18 protein-coding genes and 3 pseudogenes are annotated in these 20608 nt (G+C 72.2%); 12 read left to right on the top strand and 9 right to left on the bottom strand.

Going from position 1 to position 20608, the window contains the following annotated elements:
* Positions 1–21 precede the first annotated feature (21 nt).
* The 4 genes and pseudogenes from D6270_RS05200 to D6270_RS05185 all read right to left on the bottom strand — a co-directional run bounded on the left by D6270_RS05200 (position 22) and on the right by D6270_RS05185 (position 2850).
* Positions 22–769: pseudogene (locus D6270_RS05200) on the bottom strand (anti-sigma factor domain-containing protein).
* Positions 766–1373 (bottom strand): annotated as a pseudogene (locus D6270_RS05195) (sigma-70 family RNA polymerase sigma factor). Before D6270_RS05195 ends, D6270_RS05200 begins: the two co-directional pseudogenes overlap by 4 nt.
* A gap of 104 nt (positions 1374–1477) precedes the next feature.
* Positions 1478–1921, bottom strand: a complete 444-nt coding sequence (locus D6270_RS05190) for an ABA4-like family protein (protein WP_109166522.1) — start codon at positions 1919–1921, stop codon at positions 1478–1480.
* Complete coding sequence (locus D6270_RS05185) at positions 1918–2850, bottom strand: hypothetical protein (protein ID WP_204117230.1); 933 nt, start codon at positions 2848–2850, stop codon at positions 1918–1920. The genes D6270_RS05190 and D6270_RS05185 overlap by 4 nt, the downstream gene beginning before the upstream one ends.
* Positions 2851–3029: 179 nt before the next feature.
* Between D6270_RS05185 and D6270_RS05180 the strand changes: the two are divergent.
* Positions 3030–3685, top strand: a pseudogene (locus tag D6270_RS05180) (MerR family transcriptional regulator).
* Positions 3686–3763: 78 nt separating this feature from the next.
* On the opposite strand, the gene D6270_RS05175 reads toward D6270_RS05180, so the two are convergent.
* Together D6270_RS05175 and D6270_RS05170 are read right to left on the bottom strand one after the other, a co-directional pair.
* Positions 3764–4615 (bottom strand): siderophore-interacting protein, encoded by an 852-nt coding sequence (locus tag D6270_RS05175; RefSeq protein ID WP_109166525.1) that lies wholly within the window; start codon positions 4613–4615, stop codon positions 3764–3766.
* Positions 4616–4742: 127 nt separating this feature from the next.
* A complete protein-coding gene (locus D6270_RS05170; protein ID WP_202418897.1) occupies positions 4743–5651 on the bottom strand; it encodes a 5'-3' exonuclease in 909 nt (302 codons plus the stop codon).
* Between the two features lie 261 nt (positions 5652–5912).
* Between D6270_RS05170 and D6270_RS05165 the strand changes: the two genes are divergently transcribed.
* From D6270_RS05165 to D6270_RS05150, 4 genes are all read left to right on the top strand, one after another.
* Positions 5913–7064, top strand: a complete 1152-nt coding sequence (locus D6270_RS05165; protein ID WP_109166527.1) for a quaternary amine ABC transporter ATP-binding protein — start codon at positions 5913–5915, stop codon at positions 7062–7064.
* Positions 7057–9681: an ABC transporter permease/substrate binding protein gene (locus D6270_RS05160; RefSeq protein ID WP_109166528.1), complete on the top strand. Its 2625-nt coding sequence runs from the start codon at positions 7057–7059 to the stop codon at positions 9679–9681. Before D6270_RS05165 ends, D6270_RS05160 begins: the two co-directional genes overlap by 8 nt.
* Positions 9682–9843: 162 nt before the next feature.
* Positions 9844–10389 (top strand): helix-turn-helix domain-containing protein, encoded by a 546-nt coding sequence (locus tag D6270_RS05155; protein ID WP_109166529.1) that lies wholly within the window; start codon positions 9844–9846, stop codon positions 10387–10389.
* A gap of 18 nt (positions 10390–10407) precedes the next feature.
* A complete protein-coding gene (locus D6270_RS05150) occupies positions 10408–11124 on the top strand; it encodes a helical backbone metal receptor (protein ID WP_109167581.1) in 717 nt (238 codons plus the stop codon).
* Here D6270_RS05150 and D6270_RS05145 read toward each other — a convergent pair.
* Positions 11063–12241, bottom strand: coding sequence for a TDT family transporter (locus D6270_RS05145; protein ID WP_109166530.1), 1179 nt, complete (start codon positions 12239–12241; stop codon positions 11063–11065). The genes D6270_RS05150 and D6270_RS05145 overlap by 62 nt on opposite strands.
* 70 nt (positions 12242–12311) lie before the next feature.
* Between D6270_RS05145 and D6270_RS05140 the strand changes: the two genes are divergently transcribed.
* Positions 12312–13259: a LysR family transcriptional regulator gene (locus D6270_RS05140; RefSeq protein WP_109166531.1), complete on the top strand. Its 948-nt coding sequence runs from the start codon at positions 12312–12314 to the stop codon at positions 13257–13259.
* 46 nt (positions 13260–13305) lie between these two features.
* Here the strand turns inward: D6270_RS05140 and D6270_RS05135 are convergent, their stop codons facing one another.
* Positions 13306–14508 carry an amino acid deaminase/aldolase gene (locus D6270_RS05135; protein WP_109166532.1) on the bottom strand — a complete coding sequence of 401 codons (1203 nt, stop codon included), beginning with the start codon at positions 14506–14508 and terminating at the stop codon, positions 13306–13308.
* Between the two features lie 508 nt (positions 14509–15016).
* Between D6270_RS05135 and D6270_RS05130 the strand changes: the two genes are divergently transcribed.
* The 4 genes from D6270_RS05130 (at position 15017) to D6270_RS05115 (ending at position 18745) form a co-directional block, all read left to right on the top strand.
* Positions 15017–15865, top strand: a complete 849-nt coding sequence (locus tag D6270_RS05130) for a hypothetical protein (protein ID WP_225976776.1) — start codon at positions 15017–15019, stop codon at positions 15863–15865.
* Positions 15862–17046 (top strand): type VII secretion-associated serine protease mycosin, encoded by a 1185-nt coding sequence (mycP, locus tag D6270_RS05125; RefSeq protein ID WP_109166533.1) that lies wholly within the window; start codon positions 15862–15864, stop codon positions 17044–17046. Before D6270_RS05130 ends, mycP begins: the two co-directional genes overlap by 4 nt.
* A gap of 147 nt (positions 17047–17193) precedes the next feature.
* Positions 17194–17922 carry an SseB family protein gene (locus D6270_RS05120; RefSeq protein ID WP_109166534.1) on the top strand — a complete coding sequence of 243 codons (729 nt, stop codon included), beginning with the start codon at positions 17194–17196 and terminating at the stop codon, positions 17920–17922.
* Between the two features lie 109 nt (positions 17923–18031).
* Positions 18032–18745 (top strand): MIP family channel protein, encoded by a 714-nt coding sequence (locus D6270_RS05115; RefSeq protein WP_109166535.1) that lies wholly within the window; start codon positions 18032–18034, stop codon positions 18743–18745.
* 81 nt (positions 18746–18826) lie between these two features.
* Here the strand turns inward: D6270_RS05115 and D6270_RS05110 are convergent, their stop codons facing one another.
* The gene (locus D6270_RS05110; protein WP_109166536.1) at positions 18827–19192 is read right to left on the bottom strand and encodes a DUF1844 domain-containing protein; all 366 of its coding nucleotides are present in this window, start codon (positions 19190–19192) and stop codon (positions 18827–18829) included.
* Between the two features lie 324 nt (positions 19193–19516).
* Here D6270_RS05110 and infC point away from each other — a divergent pair, with 324 nt between their 5' ends.
* Positions 19517–20239 carry a translation initiation factor IF-3 gene (gene infC / locus D6270_RS05100; protein WP_109166537.1) on the top strand — a complete coding sequence of 241 codons (723 nt, stop codon included), beginning with the start codon at positions 19517–19519 and terminating at the stop codon, positions 20237–20239.
* Between the two features lie 121 nt (positions 20240–20360).
* Complete coding sequence (gene rpmI / locus D6270_RS05095; RefSeq protein ID WP_003970213.1) at positions 20361–20555, top strand: 50S ribosomal protein L35; 195 nt, start codon at positions 20361–20363, stop codon at positions 20553–20555.
* Positions 20556–20608: the final 53 nt, after the last annotated feature.

Raw genomic sequence — 20608 nt, 5'->3', positions numbered from 1 at the left:
AGAGGGGGCGGGGGCGATCGGTCAGGCGGTCGGGAAGTCCATCAGGGCCACCGGGTCGGAGGTCGGTTCGGCCGATCCGCCCGCCGGTTCGACCGTGATCCCCATCCCCGAGGCGTGGTCCACCGGCCCGTCCAACAGCACCGCGTCGTCGCTCGCCGAGGGTTCATCAGACCGGCCGAGCGCATGGTGCCCTCGTCGTTGAACCACAGCTGGTAGACCTTGCCGCTCGGCGGCCGGTCCATCCCCGAGGCCAGGAAGACCGCCCGGTTCTCCTGCTGCGAGACGACGACGGTGCCGCGCGCGCCGCCGGTCAGCTCGCCCGAGCTGGTCTTCGCGTCGGGTGCGGCGAGCACCTGGGCCAGCTGCTCGCTCTGTCGCTGGGCCTGGTTCGCCTCCTGGCGGGCGTCCTGCGCCACCTGGTTCTGCCACACCGCCACCCCGCCGAAGGCGGCCGCCGCCGCGATGCAGGCGGCCAGCGCGTAGGTGGTCAAGCGGCCGGTACGGCCGCCGCCCGTACGTCCTGATCCGCCGTGCGACGGCACTTCCTGGCGCACGGTCGTGATCTCCGCCAGCACCCTCTCGCGCAGCTCGCGCGGCGGCCTCTCGGCGACGGCGAGACCGAGCCGGGCGGCCGTGGCCGACAGCTCCCGCACCTCCTGGGTGCAGGCCTCGCAGTCGCTCAGATGCCGCTCGAACTCGCGGCGCTCGTCCTCCGGCAGCGCATGCAGGCATAGGCCCCGGTCAGCGTGTGCAGTTCGGCCGTGCTCATGCGCTCACCCCCAGGCAGTCGCGCAGCCGGATCAGGCCGTCGCGGAGTCGTGTCTTGATGGTGCCCAGCGGCACGGTGAGGAGTTCCGCCACCTCACGGTAGGTCAGCCCCCGGTAGTAGGCCAGGGTCACGGACTGCCGCTGGAGTTCGGACAGGGTCCGCAGACAGCGGCGTACCTGCTCTCTCTCCAACCGTGTCTCCACCTGTTCGGAGACCTCGTCGAAGGCCGGCGTCCGGTCCAGCAGCGCCGCCTTGTGCTCCCGTGCAGCCGATGCCTCCGCCGAGCGGACCCGGTCGACGGCCCGGTGGTGGGCGAGGGTCAGCACCCAGTTCATCGCGCTGCCCCGGGAGGCCTGGAAGCGGGGGCGGTACGCCACACCTCGACCAGGACCTCCTGGGCGACCTCCTCCGACTGGGCCGGGTCGCGCAGCACGCTGCGTACGAGGCCGAGCACAGGCCCGGAGACCGCGTCATACACCCTGGCGAACGCGTCCTGGTCCCCCCGCGCGACCAGCACCATGAGTTCCTGCAGGTCAGGCTCTGGCGAGGGCACCCCGCTGATCTGTACGGCTTGGTTCACGCGGGTTTCCTCCCGGGACGTCATCGGTTCCGGAAATTGATTCGGAGCCAGTGGCCGTCCGGATTGGTCCGATGCCCGCGATCTTTCCAGAACCGGTCCCGCCCGGCTGTACGACGCAGCGGCGCGTTTCAGCCGCACCGCTCCCGCGGCCGGTCCGTGCCCCGCCGGGCGGCGCGCAGGGCGAGAAAGACCAGCAGCCCGAAGGGCGAGAGCAGGATCGTCAGCACCAGCAGCGGGCCCATCAGCCATGGCGAGAGGCCGAGCTTCCGGCTCTGGAGGAACATCCACTGGCCGACCAGCAGATCCCAGGCGATCACCTGCGCCCACAGGGCCCCGGCGCCCTCGGCCAGCGCCGTCAGCTCCTGGAAGGTGCCGAGGTCCGGAGTGCTCACCGCCGTCCAGAGCTCGGGGAAGACCTGAACGGCCAGGACGGTGTAGACGGTGAGGAGCGGCAGGACCGTCAGCGGTGAGGAGACGACCCGGGTGGTGACCGACCAGGCCGGGACGGAGATCATCAGCAGCCAGAAGGGCGCGGCCAGATAGAACGTGATGTCGAAGAGGGTTCCGGTCATGCCGTGAACTCCTTGCTGTCGGAAGCCGGTTCGGTCTCTGCGTGTACGGATACGGGCTCGGGTGCGGTGGTGCGCAGCGCGGCCCACACCCCGGCCGCCACCGCCGCCAGGAGCGCCCCGGCGGCCATGAGGGTTGCCGCGTCCGGGTGGACGAGGGGCTGCCCCCGCAGCGCCTGCCAGAAGGTCAGCGCGACGAGCCCCGCGTACCCGAGGGCCACCACCCGGACGAGACGCAGCCGCACCCCGGCATCGTGCAGCCGGGCGGACCGGGGCGCGAGCACCACCAGGGCGATCAGGAACAGCGGGATGAGCTGGAGCGCGTGCATGCCCACGAAGTGCGGGATCCGCAGGTCGCCGCCGGTCGTGGACCAGCCGGTCAGCGGCATCGCGGGCCCGCCGTCCGGCACGCCGACGGAGTGGGCGCCGATCACATCGGCGGTGTCCAGATTCCCGGCGGCCCGCTGCTCGGCGGTCGGCTGCGCCATCAGGAAGCCGACGGCCGCGCCCGCCAGGGCGATCAGCACACCGCCACGGATCGCCCAGGCCGTCGCCCGGTCGGCGAGCGGAGCGCGTAGCAGCAGGACGGCGATGACCAGGGTGGCCGCCCACAGGACGGCGACGGTGAGCCCCATCACCGTGTACAGGGTCTCGTCGAACGCGGTCTCGGCGTTGAAGTGGCTGCGCTTCCCGCGGATGACCTGCCCGGTGATGATCACCATCTCGACGAGGCTCGTGAGAACGACGACGTTCCCCGCCCACCAGCCGGTCCGACGCCCCCAGGTCGTCTGCGCCAGCATCCAGGCCAGCGTCAGGCCGTAGGCGGCGAAGGAGACGAAGAACTTGAACGGCTTCGCCCAGATCGGGGCGCCCACCAGGAGCCGGTCGTCGACCACGAGGCCGACGGCGGAGACGAGTGCCCAGAGGGCCATCAGGAAGGAGAGGACGACTAACGGGCGATGCCAGGAACGCCATGACGACATGAGGGACCCCCTGTGTGCTGTGTGCTTGCTCTGCCTCTACATATGGATAGTGGCGCTTACCGCTATCCGGTAGGGGTACTATCTATGATGGCGGTCTGATCTGGCAAGGGCGGAAGGGCGAACACGCGGTGCGCATCGGCGAGTTGAGTCGCAGGTCCGGGGTTCCGGTACCGACGATCAAGTTCTATGTACGGGAACGGCTTCTGCCCGCAGGGGAGCTGACCAGCCCCAACCAGGCGGACTACGGCCCCGGACACGAACGGCGGCTGCGTCTCATCCGGGTCCTGCTGGAGGTGGGCGGCCTCTCGCTCGCGGCCATCGGCGAGGTGCTGGAGGCCGCGGACGACCCCGCGCAGCCGGTGATCAAGGTGCTGGGCCGGGCGTCGGAGGGCGTCCCCCCGCTCGGCGACGGCGAGGCCGGGCCGGAGCTGGAACAGGCCCGGGAGGAGGTGGCCGGCCTGCTGCGGCGGCGCGGCTGGCAGGTCGAGGAGCGGGCGACGGCCGCCGAGTCGCTGGCCGGGGTGATCGCCGCGCTGCGCCAGGTCGGCCACGGCGGGTTCGCCGACCTGATGGACGTCTACGCGGACGCGGCCGAGTCGGTCGCCCGGGCCGATCTCGACTACGTCCAGCGCCGGGTGGCCCGCGAGGAGCTGGTGGAGAGCGTGGTCGTCGGGACGGTCCTGGGGAGGCGATGTTCGGGGCTCTGCGCAGGCTGGCCCACGAGGATGTCTCGGTCCGGCGCTACGAGTCCGGAGTGGCCGGCGGGGGTGCTTCAGACGCCTGACGTCCGGCCGGGGCCGGCGGGCATGCGCGGACCCCGCCCGCCGAGGACGGCGGACGGGGTCCGGGTGCCGGGGCGGTCCTACGCGGCCGCGCCCGGACCCTCCTGCTCGCGCTCCACCTGCTCGTTCCACTCGCGCTTCACCGCGCGCCAGGCGTCGTCGTTCTGGCCGAGACGCCAGTAGCCGGAGATCGACAGCTGGGCGAGCGGGATCTGCCGCTCCACGCGCAGATAGCGGCGGATCTCCTTCACGAAGCCCGCCTCGCCGTGCACGAACGCCTGCACCTCGCCCTCGGGGAAGTCCAGCCCCTTCACCGCTGCGGTCAGCAGCTCGCCGACCGGCCGGTCGCCGCGGTGCAGCCAGGTCACCTCGACCCCGTCGGGCGTCACGATCTTCTGCTCCTCGGAGGAGTCCGGCACCTCGACGAAGGCGTGCACCAGGGCGCCCGCCGGCAGCTGCTCCAGCGAGGCGGCGATCGCCGGGAGGGCGCTCTCGTCACCGGCCAGGAGATGCCAGCCGGCCGAGGGCTGCGGGGCGTAACCGCCGCCGGGGCCGAGGAAGGTGACCTGCTCGCCGGCGCGGGCGCGCCGCGCCCAGGGGCCCGCGAGGCCCTCGTCGCCGTGGACGACGAAGTCGACGGCCATCTCCCGGGCGACCGGGTCCCACGAGCGGATCGTGTACGTACGCGTGGTGGGCCACAGCTCGCGCGGGTGGCTCTCGCGGATGGCGGCGATGTCGAACGGGTGCGCGTAGTCCGCGCCCTCGGGCGCGAAGCACAGCTTGATGTAGTGGTCGGTGTAGCCGTCCAGGGAGAAGTCGGCGAGCCCTTCGCCGCCGAGGACCACGCGCACCATGTGCGGTGTGATCTGCTCGGTGCGCACGACCTGCGCCCCCTGGGCCTTGGGTCCTTGCCGGGCCGGCCGCTCTGCCACGAGGTACTCCCTGGGTTGTGACGTACGGGCACGGTCGTCGGTGGACGGGGACGTGCGGCGTACGAATTCGGCGCACGGGGCCGGACGCCTCCGGCCCCGATGACTTAGGTATGCCTAAGTTAACACCTCAGGCCTGGAGTGTGGTGAGGAGTCGCTGAAGTGCCCCGCCCAGCCCCCACCGGCCGGCAAGCGCTTCCAGGGCGGCCGGGTCGCGCGGCTCGCGGGGGAGCGCCGGGTCGAAGTCGGGCAGCGGCACGTCCTGGGCCACCCGCACGACCTTCGGCGCGACCGCCACATAATCCCGCGCCTCGTCCAGTCGCTTGCGCTGCGAGGGGGTGAGCTTCGCCTCGGGGTCGTCCACCGCCGCCATGATCCCGGCCAGGTCCCCGTACGCGTCCAGCAGCTTCGCCGCCGTCTTCTCGCCGATCCCGGGAACGCCCGGGAGCCCGTCGCTCGGGTCGCCGCGCAGCAGGGCCAGGTCCACATAGCCCGCGCCGTCCACCCCGTACTTCTCGCGGAGCCACGCCTCATCGGTCATCTGGAGCGTGCCGACCCCCTTGAGGGGATAGAGCACCCGCACCTGCCGGGCGTCGTCCACCAGCTGATAGAGGTCGCGGTCGCCGGTCACGATGTCCACGGGTCCGGTCGCCCGGGCGGTGAGCGTGCCGATCACATCGTCCGCCTCGTACGGCGTGACGCCGACGCGGGCGATGCCGAGCGCGGCCAGCACGTCCTCGATGATCGGGACCTGCGGCGAGAGCGTGTCGGGGACCTCCTCCTCGTCGCTCTGCCCGGCGGGCGTCTCGACGGCCACCCGGTGCGCCTTGTACGTCGGGATCAGGTCCACCCGCCACTGCGGGCGCCAGTCGTTGTCCCAGCAGGCGACCAGCTCGTCCGGCCGGTGGTCCTGCACCAGGCGGGCGATGAAGTCGAGGAGTCCGCGCGCGGCGTTGACCGGGGTCCCGTCGGGTGCGCGCACCGAGTCGGGGACGCCGAAATAGGCGCGGAAGTAGAGGGAGGCGGTGTCGAGGAGCATCAGGCGTCGCGTCACGGAACCGATGATGCCCCACGCCACTGACAGTCGCCGTCGATGGCTCCCGGTGACCGGAAAACGCCCACGACGGTGACCTGGATCACTCTTGTGTTTGGTCTGTGTAAGTACGGGCAGGCGCGGCACCGGAGCGGACCACGTCCCGTTTTCAACTGGTGTACGTGCCATGCGGACCGACCCCGCACCGCTCCACGGTCTGCCGGCGGGGGTGGCAGACCGTTTCTCAGTTCAATCCGTGAGGTGTATGTGTCCAGGCTGCAAGCCGAGAACTTGTACAAAGTGTTCGGCCGACGACCCGATGAAGCCGTGCGAAAGCTGGAGAGCGGCACCGACCGCGACGAGCTCCGCGCCGACGGAACGACCGCAGCGGTGATCGACGCCTCCTTCACGGTGGATCCGGGCCAGATCTTCGTGGTGATGGGCCTGTCCGGCTCGGGCAAGTCCACGCTGCTGCGGATGCTCAACGGGCTGCTCGAACCGACCGCCGGACGCGTGCTCTTCGACGACCAGGACCTCACCGCCCTGAGCCCCCGCGACCTGCGGAACGTGCGCTCCACCAAGATCAGCATGGTCTTCCAGCACTTCGCGCTCTTCCCTCACCGCAGTGTCCTGGACAACGCCGCGTACGGCCTGGAGGTCCAGGGTGTACCCCGTTCCGAGCGGATCAGGCGTGCCACCGAGGCGCTGGAGCTGACCGGCCTCGCCGGCTGGGAGGACTCCTGGCCCGACGAGCTCTCCGGCGGGATGCAGCAGCGCGTCGGCCTCGCCCGCGCCCTGGCCACCGACGCCGACCTGCTCCTCATGGACGAGTCCTTCAGCGCACTCGACCCGCTGATCCGCCGTGACATGCAGGACCAGCTCCTGGAACTCCAGAAGCGGCTGAAGAAGACCATCGTCTTCATCACCCATGACCTCAACGAGGCCATGCGCCTGGGCGACCGGATCGCCGTGATGCGCGACGGACGGATCGTCCAGCTCGGCACCGCCGAGGACATCCTCGTCACCCCGGCCAACGACTACGTCGCCTCCTTCACCCAGGACGTCGACCGCTCCCGGGTCCTCACCGCGGGCGCCATCATGGCCGAACCGCACACCGTCATGGGCTCCACCACGGCCGACGGCAAGGAGCTGCGCACCCCGCAGGACGTCCTCGCGGCCGCCCCTGCCACGGTCTCGGAGTCCACACCGATCATCGAGCTGTTCACCCCCTGCTCGCAGAGCGGGGACCCGGTGGCCGTGACCGACGCCAAGGGCAAGCTCGTCGGTGTCGTCCCCAGCTCCCGGCTGCTCGCCGTCCTCGGCGACCCGATGACGCCCACCGAGGCCCCCAAGGACTCCGGAGAGCCGCGCGAGACGCTCTCCGACAACGATGCCGCGAAGAAGGTGGCCAGTGTTTAGGCTCCCTCTCGGCGAATGGGTCGACTCCGCCGTCGACTGGCTCCAGACCCACCTCGCCTGGCTCTTCGAAGCGATCAGCTCTGTCGTCAGCGGTATGTTCGACGGCATAGCCGCCGTACTCTCCGCACCCCACCCGCTCCTCTTCGCGGGCATCGTCGCGATCATCGCCTGGTGGCTGCGCGGTCTGCCCGCCGGGCTGCTGGCCTTCGTGGGCTTCGCCCTCATCGACTCCGTCGAACTGTGGGCGGAGGCGATGGACACCCTCACCCTGGTCCTCGTCGCGACCCTGGTCACGCTGCTCATCGCCGTACCGCTCGGCATCTGGGCCTCCCGGTCCAGGACCGTCAGCGCGGTGGTCCGGCCGGTCCTCGACTTCATGCAGACCATGCCCGCCATGGTCTACCTGATCCCCGGCGTCATCTTCTTCGGCGTCGGCGTGGTCCCCGGCATCATCGCCACCATCATCTTCGCGCTGCCCCCGGGCGTCCGGATGACCGAGCTCGGCATCCGCCAGGTCGACGGCGAACTCGTCGAGGCGGCCGAGGCCTTCGGCACCACCTCGCGCAACGCCCTGCTGCGCATCCAGCTGCCGCTCGCGCTGCCCACGATCATGGCGGGCATCAACCAGGTCATCATGCTGGGCCTGTCCATGGTGGTCATCGCGGGCATGGTCGGCGGCGGCGGCCTCGGTGGCTCCGTCTACCGCGCCATCGGCAACATCGACGTCGGTCTCGGCTTCGAGGCGGGCATCTCCATCGTCATCCTCGCCATGTACCTGGACCGGATGACCGGTGCGCTCGGCCGCGAGGTCTCCCCGCTGGGCCGCCGCGCCGCCGCGAAGGCGCAGGCGTCCGTCGAGGGCTGGAAGATCTGGGCCTACCGCCCGCAGCCCGTCGTCGCGGTCGCCGCCATCGTGGCCCTCGCGCTCGTCGCGGGCGGCATGGGCATCTTCGGCGGCTCCGCCAAGAACACCGCCTCCGGCGCGGAGGCGAAGGTCGGCGACGGCAAGAAGATATCCATCGGCTACATCCCGTGGGACGAGGGCATCGCCTCCACCTTCCTCTGGAAGGAGATGCTGGAGCAGCGCGGCTACGAGGTCGACGTCAAGCAGTACGAGGCCGGCTCGCTCTACACCGGCATGGCCAACGGGCAGATCGACTTCCAGACCGACTCCTGGCTCCCCACCACCCACGCCAGCTACTGGAAGAAGTACCAGGACCGCCTGGAGGACATGGGCGCCTGGTACGAGCCCACCTCGCTGGAGCTGGCCGTTCCCGCGTACATGAAGGACGTCCGGTCGATGGACGACCTGAAGGGGCGCGCCTCCGAGTTCAAGGGCCGGATCGTCGGCATCGAGCCGAGCGCCGGTGAGATGGGTCTGCTCAAGGACAAGCTCCTGCCGGGCTACGGCCTGGACAAGGAGTACAAGCTCATCGACGGCTCCACGCCGTCCATGCTGGCCGAGCTGAAGCGCGCGTACGCCAAGAAGGAGCCGATCGTGGTTCCGCTCTGGTCGCCGCACTGGGCGTACAACGACTTCGACCTCACCAAGCTCAAGGACCCCAAGGGCCTCTGGGGCGAGGGCGACGGCATCCACACCCTGGCGCGCAAGGGCTTCACCGAGGAGAACCCCACGGTCGCCAAGTGGCTCAAGGACTTCAAGATGAGCGAGGAACAGCTCACCAGCCTTGAGGCCGAGATCCAGAAGGCCGGCTCCGGCAAGGAGCAGGAAGCCGTCCGCACCTGGCTCAAGGACAACCCGGGCGTCGCCGACAAGTGGTCGCCCGCCCCGAAGGGCGCCCAGGCGGCCGGTGGTGACGACGAGCGCAAGCGCCCGGTCGAGGTCGCCTGGTTCCCCTGGGAGGAGGACATCGCCGCCACATACCTGTGGAAGGCGGTCCTGGAGGAGCGCGGCTACAAGATCAACCTCAAGCAGTTCGAGGTCGGTCCGATGTACGCCGCCATGTCGCGCGGCCAGATCGACGTGCAGTTCGACGGCTGGCTGCCGTACACCCAGAAGAACTACTGGGACAAGTACGGCGACAAGCTGAGCAACCTCGGCTCCTGGTACGGGCCGACCTCCATCGAGGTCGCGGTCCCCGACTATGTCAAGGACGTCAAGAGCATCGAGGACCTCAAGGGCAAGGGCTCCGACTTCAAGGGCCGGATCGTCGGCATCGAGCCCGGCACCGCCACCATGGAGAACCTCAAGACGAACGTCCTGCCGCAGTACGGCCTGGACAAGGAGTACAAGGTCCTGGACTCCTCCACGCCCGGCATGCTCGCCGAGCTGAAGAGGGCGTACGCCAAGAAGGAGCCCATCGCCGTCCTGCTCTGGACCCCCCACTGGGCGTACAACGAGTACGGCATGACCAAGCTGAAGGACCCCAAGAAGGCGTTCGGTGACGGCGACCGGCTGCACACCATCGCCTCCAAGGAGTTCCCGGAGCAGTACCCGCAGCTCACGAAGTGGTTCAAGGACTTCGAGCTGAACGAGAAGCAGCTCGGCGGTCTGGAGAACGAGATCCAGAAGCGCGGCGCGGGTCACGAGGAGGAAGCCGTGAAGGCCTGGATGGACGAGAATCCGGGCATCGCGGACACCATGGCACCCCAGTAGGGGCCGCCGGGCAGGAAAAACGCAGGTGAGGGGTGGGTGCCGCCGTGGGGCGGGGCCCACCCCTCCCGGCTGTCCGGGGGCCGATAACCGGACGTCTCGCGTAACCATGTGCGTAAGGTGCTGGCAGCCGGGAGGATGGCTGAGGCGGGAGGGAGCCGGTTCATGGACGACAAGGACACACCGCGGGTGGGTGCCGCGGTCCGCCGTCGGCGCCGCACCCTGGGCCTCACGCTGGCCGTGGTCGCCGAGCGCAGCGGGCTCTCCGTGCCCTTCCTCAGCCAGATCGAGAACGAGCGCGCCCGCCCCAGCGCCCGCTCCCTCGACCGGGTCGCCGAGGCGCTGGAGACCACCACCTCACGGCTGCGGGCCGCCGCCGACTCGGCGCGCGCCGTCGATGTCGTACGGGGCGAGGAGGGCGACGGCGTACGCCGGGTGGTGCGCGGGCGCCACCAGCTCAGCGCCCTGGAGTTCACCGGCGAGCAGGACCTCGGGCGCGAGTTCCAGCACCGCAACGACGAGCTGATGTACGTCGTCGAGGGCGCCGCCGAGGTCGAGGCCGAGGGCCAGGCGTACCGGCTGGAGCGCGGCGACACCCTGTTCCTCTCCGGCGGCGTACGCCACCGCTGGCGGGCCACCCGGCCCGGCACCCGGCTGCTGCTCGTCGCGGTCGCGGAGCACATCGACGCCACCTTCGACCCCCGCCGCTGAGGGCCGGGAGTGCCCACCGTGCCCGCGGGTGTCGTCTCCCTCGTCCCGTCCCTCACCGAGGCCGTCGCCGCCACCGCCCCCGGACTGCTCGTCGGTGTCACCGACTGGTGCAGCCACCCCGCCGGTCTCACCGCCGCCCGGATCGGCGGCACCAAGAACCCGGACGTGGCCGCGGTCACGGCCCTCGCCCCGGATCTGGTGATCGCCAACGAGGAGGAGAACCGCGCACCCGACCTCGCCGCGCTCCGGGAGGCCGGGCTGCACGTCCTGGTCACCGAGATCCGTACCCTGGAGCAGGCCTTCACCGAGCTGGACCGGGTCCTCACCACCGGCTGCGGTCTGACCCGCCCCCGCTGGCTGGACGAGGCCGAGGCCGCCTGGGCGGAGCTCCCCGCACCCTCCGCGCGTCCGCGTCCCGCCGTCGTACCGATCTGGCGCCGCCCCTGGATGGTGCTCGGCTCCGACACCTTCGCCGGTGACCTGCTGGCCCGCCTGGGGGTCCACAACGTGTACGCGGACCACGCCGAGCGCTACCCGCGCATCCCCGTCGACGAGCTGAACGCCTCCGGCGCCGAGCTGGTCGTCCTGCCCGACGAGCCCTACCGCTTCACCGCCGACGACGGGCCCGAGGCCTTCCCCGGCCTGCCCGCCGCCCTCGTCGACGGCCGGCTGCTCACCTGGTACGGGCCGTCGCTGCTGCGGGCGGCACAGGAGCTGCCGTCAGCGCTCCGCTGACCACCCCGCGCACGGTCCGGGCCCCGGCCACCGCCCACGCCACCACCAGCAACACATACAGCGCCACGGCCAGCCAGGTCAGGGCGTCCAGACCCGTGTGCCGGGCCAGACCGGCCGCCCCCGTCACACACGTACCCACGGGGAACGTGAACGCCCACCACGTCATCGCGAAACCCATACCGTCACGCGTCGCCCTGATGACCATCGCCCCGGCCAGCGCCAGCCACAGCAGCGCGAAGCCCATCACCGGAACCCCGTAGAGCACCGCGAACGCACCGAACGCCGAGGCGTAGGACCCCGCGACCGCGCCCGGAGCGGCGTCGGCCAGCTGGTTGACGGCCGTCGTGGACTGGCCCAGCGGCCCCAGCACCAGGAACAGGGTCGGGGTCAGCGCGAGGGGCAGCGGGCCGTGGTGGAGGAGCCGGGCGAAGACCAGCGGCAGCACCACCAGCGTGGCCAGCAGGGAGAGCCCGAACATCGCGTAGCAGGCCAGCAGCAACGCCTCCCGCCCCTGCCCGGCCGCCACGTGGGGCACCAGCAGCGCCCCCTGCGAGGCCGAGACCATCGGGGCGACCAGCGGCAGCAGCCAGACCGGCGACGCGGTCCCGGGCGCCGGACGGTGCCGTACGACCATCAGATACGGGACCACGACAGCGGCCAGCAGACCGATCGCCGTCCCCACGACGAACAGCACCACGTCCACGGCGAGCGCGGCCCGTACGCCGAGGACATCCACGCCCACGGTGAGCGTGGCCCCGCCGACCGCGAGCAGTGCCATGGCCAGGCACCCGTAGAAGGGGGCGACGGCCGGGTCCAGGAGGTGGGCGCGGGCCTGGTCGCGGTGGTGGAGCCAGTGGCCGGCCCGGGCGGTGAGGACCGTGGCGAGCAGGACGGCGGAGAGCGCCCACACCACCGTGCACGCGCCGCGCAGCCCGGGCACGTCCCCCGGGAGCGCCGCCCCGGCGCTCGCGACGATCGCGGTGCCCATGACGCTCGCGTACCAGTTGGGGCCGATGTACCGCAGGGACGGCAGCCGCCGCGCACGGTCCGTCCGGTGGGGGAGGCGGGCGACCACAGGGAGTGGTGCAGAGGTCCGGGTCTGCGGAAAGATGGCCATGCCACGATTCTTCGCGCGCCCGCCCGGGTCCACCAGGGACTCCGTTCCTATGAGGTCATAAGCTGGCTTTATGCCCAGCGACGACCAAGCCCCCCGCGCCCCCCTCTCCCACCGGGTCCCCGACCTCGGAGCGCTGGAGCTGCTGCTCGCCGTCGCCCGGCACGGCAGTCTCGGACGGGCCGCCAAGGACGTCGGCATCACCCAGCCCGCCGCCTCCAGCCGCATCCGCTCCATGGAACGGCAGCTCGGCGTCGCCCTGCTCGACCGCTCCCCGCGCGGCTCCCGGCTGACCGGCGCGGGCGCGCTCGTCACCGACTGGGCGCGCCGGGTGGTGGAGGCCGCCGAGTCGTTCGACGCGGGGGCCCAGGCGCTGCGCGACCGGCGGGACTCCCGGCTGCGGGTCGCGGCCAGCATGACCATCGCCGAGTACCTGCTGCCCGGCTGGCTGATCGCCCTGCGCGCCGAGCGCCCGGACACGGCCGTCTCGCTCCTCGTCGGCAACTCGGCGGACGTCGCCCGGCGCCTCGTCACCGGCGAGGCCGATCTGGGCTTCGTCGAGGGCCTGTCGATACCGGAGGGCCTGGACGGCACCGTCATCGCCCACGACCGCCTCGTCGTCGTGGTCGCCCCCGGCCACCCGTGGGCCCGTCGCCGCACCCCGCTGCTCCCCGACGAACTGGCCGCCACCCCGCTGATCCTGCGCGAGCGCGGCTCCGGCACCCGGCAGGTCCTGGACGCCGCCCTCGCCGTCCACGGGGGCCTCGCCCAGCCACTGCTGGAGCTCTCCTCCACGACCGCCGTGAAGGGCGCGGCGGAGAGCGGCGCCGGACCCTGCGTGCTGAGCGAGCTGGCCCTCGGCGAGGAGCTGTCCTCCCGCCGCCTGGTCAAGATCCCGGTCGCCGGGGTACGGCTGCGCCGCCAGCTGCGGGCCGTCTGGCCGGCGGGCCACCGCCCCACCGGACCGGCCCGCGACCTGCTCTCCCGCACCGGCCGGGACGCCGTGGCCGCCGCCCCGTGAGCGGCCCGTCACCGCGTCGATCGGCTCCCGAGCCCGCCCGCTGAGCTCAGAGGAACGTCTTCCCCTCGCCCCGGTAGGTCGGAACGGTCGCCGTGATCCGGTCGCCCTCGATCAGCTGGAGCGCGTCGAACCGCTCGCACAGCTCACCGGCCTTGGCGTGCCGGAACCAGACCTTGTCGCCGATCAGCAGGTCGTCGGCGGGGGAGCCCAGCAGCGGTGTCTGGACCTCGCCCGCGCCCTCCTGCGGGTCGTAGCGCAGCCCTTCCGGGAGGTACGGAACGGGGGAGCGGTCCGCCCCGGCCGCGCCGGAGGCGGGGTAGCCGCCGCCGAGCACCGTCACCACGCCCACGCCCGGCCGACGCACCACGGGCTGGGCGAACAGGGCCGCCGGGCGGGCGGTGAACGAGGTGTAGTTGTCGAAGAGGCGGGGCACGTACAGCCCCGAACCCGCCGCGATCTCGGTCACCGCGGCCTCGGCCGCCGTGTGCTGCACGCTGCCGGTGCCGCCACCGTTGACGAACTCCAGGTCCGGGGCGACCGCGCGGACCGCCCGCACCACCTCGGCACGCCGGGCCGCCAGCTCCTTGCGGGCGGTGGCCTGCATCAGCCGGATCGCCCGGGACCGGAAGGGCCGCCCCGCCAGCGAGTCACCGACCCCGGCGACATGGCCCTCGTACGCCATCAGCCCGACCAGCCGGAATCCCGGCCGACGCGCCACCGAGCGGGCCAGCTCGGCCAGTTGGGCGGGGGAGCGCAGCGGCGAACGGAGCGCGCCGATCCTGATCCGGCCCCCCAGCAGCTGGAGCGAGGTGTCGAGCTCCAGACAGACCCGGATCTCCTCCCGCCCGCCGGCCCGGGAGGCGTCGATCAGCTCCAGCTGGGAGTGGTCGTCCACCATCACCGTCACCGCGGCGGCCAGCTTCGGATCGGCGGCCAGCTCGGCGAAGGCGGACCGGTCTGCCGAGGGATAGGCCAGCAGGACGTCCTTGGCCCCGGCCCGCGCCAGCCAGAGCGACTCCGGCAGCGTGTACGACATGATCCCGGCGAACCCGGGGCGCTGGAGGACCCGCTCCAGCAGGGTCCGGCACCGTACGGACTTGCTCGCCACCCGGATCGGCTTCCCGCCCGCCCGGGCCACCAGATCGTCGGCGTTGGCATCGAAGGCGTCCAGATCGACGATCGCGATCGGGGCGTCGAGATGGGCGGTGGCCCGGTTGTAACGGGTCCGGTCAGCGGCGCGGGCAGTCATGGCCGCAGCTTGCCAGAGAGCGCTACCCCTGGGTAGGGGACGTTCGGGGCAGATCCGCCGAGGCCGGGCGCCCTGTTCCCCGCCGTGCGCCCGCAGCCCGTAGAGTGACGGGCACACGAGCACCAACGCGCCTGACGGTGGCGGTGATCCGTGGTCGGTACGGGGACGTGAACCAGGGGGCCGGATGAGTACCGAAGCGCAGCGCGCTCCCGTACCACCCCGCCCGACGACCCCACCGACCCTGGCGGTCCCACCCCCTGCCTCGGCGCCGCCCGGCCCGGCCGCCCCGCAGGCACCGGGAGCCGCGTCCGGCCCAGCGGCCCCGCCGGCCCCCCGCCGTCCACAGACCCCACCCGCACCCCCGAGCACGGCACACACACCCCCGCCGCCCGCCTCCGCCCCCGCTGACCCGTACCCCACGCACCCCGGCTCCGGGCCACCTCCCGCCTTCACCGTGCAGAGGCGCAGGCCCGTCGGTGCAGTCGACCTGGGTCCGGCGCCGGGAGCCGTGCCGCCGCCCCCGGGCGCGTACCGCGTACCGGCCCGTTACGGCTACCCCGAGACGCCCGTGGAGACCACCACCCGGCTCCGCCCCGTCCCGCCCCGGCAGCGGTGGCGGGCGCCCGTGGCCGCCGCCTGTGTGGTGCTCGGGCTCGGGCTGATCGGCGGGGCCGCCACCGGGGCCTGGCTCACCGGTGACTCCTCGGCCGAGCCCACCCGGACCCCGTACACCGAGGGCCGCACCGTCTGGCACAGGGTCCCCGTGGACACCCTCTTCCCGCCCACGCTCAAGGGCACCGGTGCCGGGCCCGGCGGTACCAACCGCAACTGGACCCGGCTCTCCGTCGCCCCGGACAGCGGCTGCTCCACGGGTCTCGACCCACTGCTGCGCACCACCCTCCGGTCCGTCGGCTGCGAGCGGATGATCCGGGCCACCTACACCGATGCGACCCGCTCCGCCGTCACCACCGTCGGCATGGTCGTCACCGAGGCCGACGCCGCCGGTATGCAAGCCCTGAGCACTCGGTTCACCGAGCAGAAGCTCGCCGCGCGCAAGGACCTGATGCCACGCACGTACGCCCCCGAAGGCACCGTCGCCGCCGGCTTCGGCGACCGGCAGCGGGCCAGCTGGACCGTGCGGCCGCTCACCGAGCTGCCCGTCGTCGTCTTTGCCGTCTCCGGCTTCGCCGACGCGCGGACCGTCGCCGAGCCCCAGACCGCCGACGCGGCGACGGAGACTCCCGCCACCACGGACATCGCCCAGGCCGGGCTCGGCCACGAGGCGAAGGGCCTCGCCGACCGGGTGGAGCGAGGGCTGCGCAGGACCGTCACCGATCTCGTGGAGCCGCCCGCATGACCCGACGACGACCCCACCGCGTCCTCGCCGCGGTCTGCGCCGCCGCCGTCCTCGCGCTCACCCCCGCACCCCCCGCCCACGCCGACGCCATCCGCGACCAGCAGTGGGCCCTGGCGGCGATGCACACCGACCGCGCCTGGCAGACCACCCAGGGCGGGGGCATCACCGTCGCTGTCCTGGACACCGGGGTCGACGGCACCCACCCCGACCTCGTGGGCCAGGTGCTCCCCGGCAAGGACCTCGTCGGCTTCGGCGCCACCGAGGGCGACGCCTCCTGGGCCCTGCACGGCACCGCGATGGCCGGGATCATCGCCGGGCGCGGCAACGGCCCCGGCCGCGCCGACGGCATCCTCGGCATCGCGCCCGAGGCCACGATCCTGCCCGTCCGGGTGATCCTGGAGTCCAAGGACCCGGCCCGCGCCAAGGCCCGCAAGACCCGTGGCACCGCGCTCGCCCAGGGCATCCGCTGGGCCGCCGACAACGGCGCCGACGTCATCAACCTCTCCCTCGGCGACGACAGCGAGTCCGCCCACCCGGACCCGGGCGAGGACTCCGCCATCCAGTACGCCCTCTCCAAGGGCATCTCCGTGGTCGCCTCGGCCGGCAACGGCGGCGAGAAGGGGGACCGGATCTCCTACCCGGCCGCCTACCCCGGCGTGATCGCGGTCGCCGCCGTCGACGAGTACGGCACGCACGCCGCCTTCTCCACCCGCCGCTGGTACGCCACGGTCAGCGCGCCCGGCGTGGACATCGTCGTCGCCAACCCGGACGGCCACTACTACATCGAGTGGGGTACGTCGGCGGCGGCCGCGTTCGTCTCCGGCGCCGTCGCCCTGGTCCGCGCCGCCCACCCCGGCCTCGCCCCCGCCCAGATCAAGAAGCTCCTCGCCGACACCGCCCGCGACGCCCCCGCCGAAGGCCGCGACGACGCCCGCGGCTACGGCATCGTCGACCCGGCGGAGGCCATCGAGGCGGGCTCCCGGCTGCGCCCCGGCGACATCGGCGCCCAGACCGCCACGGCCGGCCACCGCAAGAAGTTCTTCGGCCCGGGCCCGACCCCGCCGCCCGTCGCCGACGACCCGGTCAACTGGGCCGCCCCCCTCGCGGGCGGCCTCGGCGCGGCCCTCCTGGCGGCGGCGGTCGTCCTGTGGCGCGGCCGCAACGCCCCCGGCCGCCGCTGAGGCCCCCACCAGAGGTGTGCCCGCCCTGGTCCGGCCGCCGTTGAACCCCCGGCTCGACGGCCCGCCGAACGCCACACCAGGCGGGCGCCCGCCCCACCCGGCCACCCCTGGCCCCGGGGCCCCGCGCCCAGGCACTACCCTCGTCCCGTGGCGCTCAAGAACATCCCGGACTCCGGTTTCTCCGACGACGACGGCTCGGCCTCTCCCGCCCTGACCAGCGCACTCGACGCCTGGTCGAAGGACCGCACGGCCGTCGGCCCGGTCCTCGCGGCCCTCCGGGAGGCCCGCCTCCTGGTCCCCGTCGTCGCCGTCCTCGGTGAGCTGGAGGAGGACGAGAACGGGCTGCGGCGCGAGAAGACGAGCGACATGGCCGTGCCCACCCTCAAGGCCGGCGACCGGCGCGCGCTGCCCGCCTTCACCTCGACCGACTCGCTGGCCCGCTGGGACCCCGGGGCCCGCCCCGTCGCCGTACCGCTGCACCAGGCCCTCCAGGCCGCCGCGCACGAGAAGGCCGACACCGTGGTGCTGGATCTCGCAGGGCCCGTCGCCTTCGAGCTGAGCGGGCAGGCGCTCCTGGCCCTGGCGGAGAACCGCACCAGCACCGACCCGCTCCAGGACCCGGCGGTGATCGACGCCGTACGGGAGGTCGTCGCCGCCGAGCCCGCCGTGCTCCGCGCCCACCTCGGCCCAGGCCGTGCCGACGGCACCCTCGCCCTGGTCCTCGCCCCGGACGCGGTCCCCGCCGAGGCGGCCCGCCGGGTGGCCGAGGCGCTCTCCGGCAGCGAGGCGCTGAGGGCCCGGCTGGTCGGCGGTCTCGACCTGGCGCTGCTCCCGGCCGGTACGGATGCCCCGGGCGAGCCGCTGTTCTCCCGCTGAGCCGGGCCGCCCTTCCCGGCTCCGACGCGCGAGACGCGCTCGACACCGTGAGAATTGTCGGTGAATCGGACGAAACCGAACACATCGACCTTGCTCGCGAGGTGGTTCCATGAAGACGCGGATTGCGGCGTCAGAGTTTCTCGGCACCCTGCTGCTGGTGTTCTTCGCCGTGGGGTCCGCGGTGGTCGCCGTCGAATACATCGGGGCGGTGGGCATCGCGCTCACCTTCGGCTTCACTCTTCTCGCGCTCGCCTACGCGCTCGGTCCGATCTCCGGGTGCCATGTGAACCCGGCGGTGACGCTGGGCATGCTGATGGCCCGCCGGATCGACCTCCGCAGCGCCGTCGAACGCTGGGTGGCGCAGTTCCTCGGTGCGATCGTCGGCGCCGCCCTGCTGTTCCTGCTGGCCAAGCAGATCCCGGGGCTTAAGACCAGCGGAGAGTTCGGCAGCAACGGCTACGGGGACCGGTCGGCTGTCGGCATCAACACCGGGGGTGCCTTCCTCGCCGAGGTGGTTCTGACGTTCCTGCTCGTCTACGTCGTCCTCGCGGTGACCCACAAGGTCGCGGTCACCGGCTTCGACGGACTGCCGATCGGCCTGGCGCTCGCCGCGATCCACCTGGTCGGCATCCCGCTGACCGGTACGTCGGTCAACCCGGCCCGCAGTCTGGGCCCGGCGCTCTTCGCGGGCGGCGCGGCCCTCTCCCAGCTCTGGCTGTTCATCCTCGCGCCGCTCGTCGGCGGAGCGATCGCGGCCTATGCCCACCGGCTGACCCACCCGTACCCGAACGTGCTGCCCCAGGAGACCGAGGACGCCGTCTGATCCCGATCCCCGCGCGGAACACACGTGAGCCCGCCGCCCCGACAAGGGGGCGGCGGGCTCACGTACGGACGGAGAGGGTGCCTAGCCGTAGACCGGGCCCGTGTACTTCTCGCCGGGGCCCTGGCCCGGCTCGTCCGGCACCAGCGAGGACTCGCGGAAGGCGAGCTGGAGCGACTTCAGGCCGTCGCGCAGCGGGGAGGCGTGGAAGGTGCTGATCTCCGTGGTGGAGGCGTCCAGCAGTCCGGCCAGCGCGTGGACCAGCTTGCGGGCCTCGTCGAGGTCCTTGTGGTCCTCGCCCTCCTCGGTGAGGCCCAGCTTCACCGCCGCGGCGCTCATCAGGTTGACGGCGACCGTCACGATGACCTCGACGGCGGGGACCTCCGCGATGTCGCGGGCCATGGCGTCGAAGCCGGGGTTCTCACTGCTGGTGGGGGTCGCGTCGCTCATGCCCACACGATAAGGCCCGGCGGGGGCGGCCCCGTCCCCGGGAGCCCCGCGGACGCGGGATTAGCGCACCCGCGACCGGGCTGCTAACCTTGTGTAACGACCGGCCGGACATCTATGTGCCCGGCCCACAAGTGGAGGCTCCGATCTCCCACCTGACCGTCCTCACCGGACGGCGGGTCACCGGTCAGGCGGTCCCCATCGTTCCGTACGGACGATGGAGCCGCCCGATGCGCCCCGCGGTTGACCGCGGCGGTGTTCCGGTAGTTCCAGGAGCCCCGCCTGTGTCCCGTCCGGGGCATTTTTGCTGTTCCGGCTCGGTTGGTCGTGAGACACACACGTAACGCGGCTGTCCGCCAGGCGGTCGCGTGGTGCTACCGAGGAGGATCCATCAGCGCCGAGCCCCGCATCAACGACCGGATTCGCGTTCCCGAGGTCCGACTTGTCGGTCCCAGTGGCGAGCAGGTCGGGATTGTTCCGCTTGCCAAGGCCCTGGAGCTCGCACAGGAGTATGACCTCGACCTGGTCGAGGTGGCGGCGACAGCCCGTCCGCCCGTGTGCAAGCTCATGGACTACGGGAAGTTCAAGTACGAGTCGGCCATGAAGGCCCGTGAGGCGCGCAAGAACCAGGCGCACACGGTCATCAAGGAGATGAAGCTCCGGCCGAAGATCGACCCGCACGACTATGACACCAAGAAGGGTCACGTCGTCCGGTTCCTCAAGCAGGGCGACAAGGTCAAGATCACGATCATGTTCCGTGGTCGTGAGCAGTCCCGCCCGGAGCTGGGCTTCCGACTGCTCCAGCGTCTCGCTTCGGACGTGGAGGACCTGGGCTTCATCGAGTCCAACCCGAAGCAGGACGGCCGGAACATGATCATGGTTCTGGGCCCGCACAAGAAGAAGACCGAAGCCATGGCCGAGGCCCGTGAGGCCCAGGCCGCCCGCAAGGCGGAGCGTCAGGGCACGACCGACGCACCGGCCGAGGGTGACACCGCTGAGGCTCCGGCCGCAGCGGCCGAGGCTCCGGCCGAGACACCTTCCGAGGCGTGACCTTCGGGGGCCGCCATCCAGGCGCCCCCGGGTCCCCCCGGAACCCCATAGAGATCTGACGCCCCTGCAGTCCGGTGCCCCGCACCGTGAGGGGCGCCACTGACGAGGAGAGAACGGCGCGATGCCGAAGAACAAGACGCACAGCGGTGCCAGCAAGCGCTTCAAGATCACCGGCTCCGGCAAGGTGCTCCGCGAGAGGGCCGGCAAGCGCCACCTGCTCGAGCACAAGTCGTCCAAGAAGACCCGCTCGCTGACCGGCACGGTCGTCGTGGCTCCGGCCGACGCCAAGAAGATCAAGAAGCTTCTCGGCAAGTGAGGCTCGGCCTCCGGCGCACACCGGAGGCACGACCTCGATCACACCGGGACCAA

This window comes from Streptomyces griseus subsp. griseus, from assembly GCF_003610995.1.
GTDB lineage: Bacteria > Actinomycetota > Actinomycetes > Streptomycetales > Streptomycetaceae > Streptomyces.
This window is presented reverse-complemented; position numbering and strand designations above follow the sequence as displayed.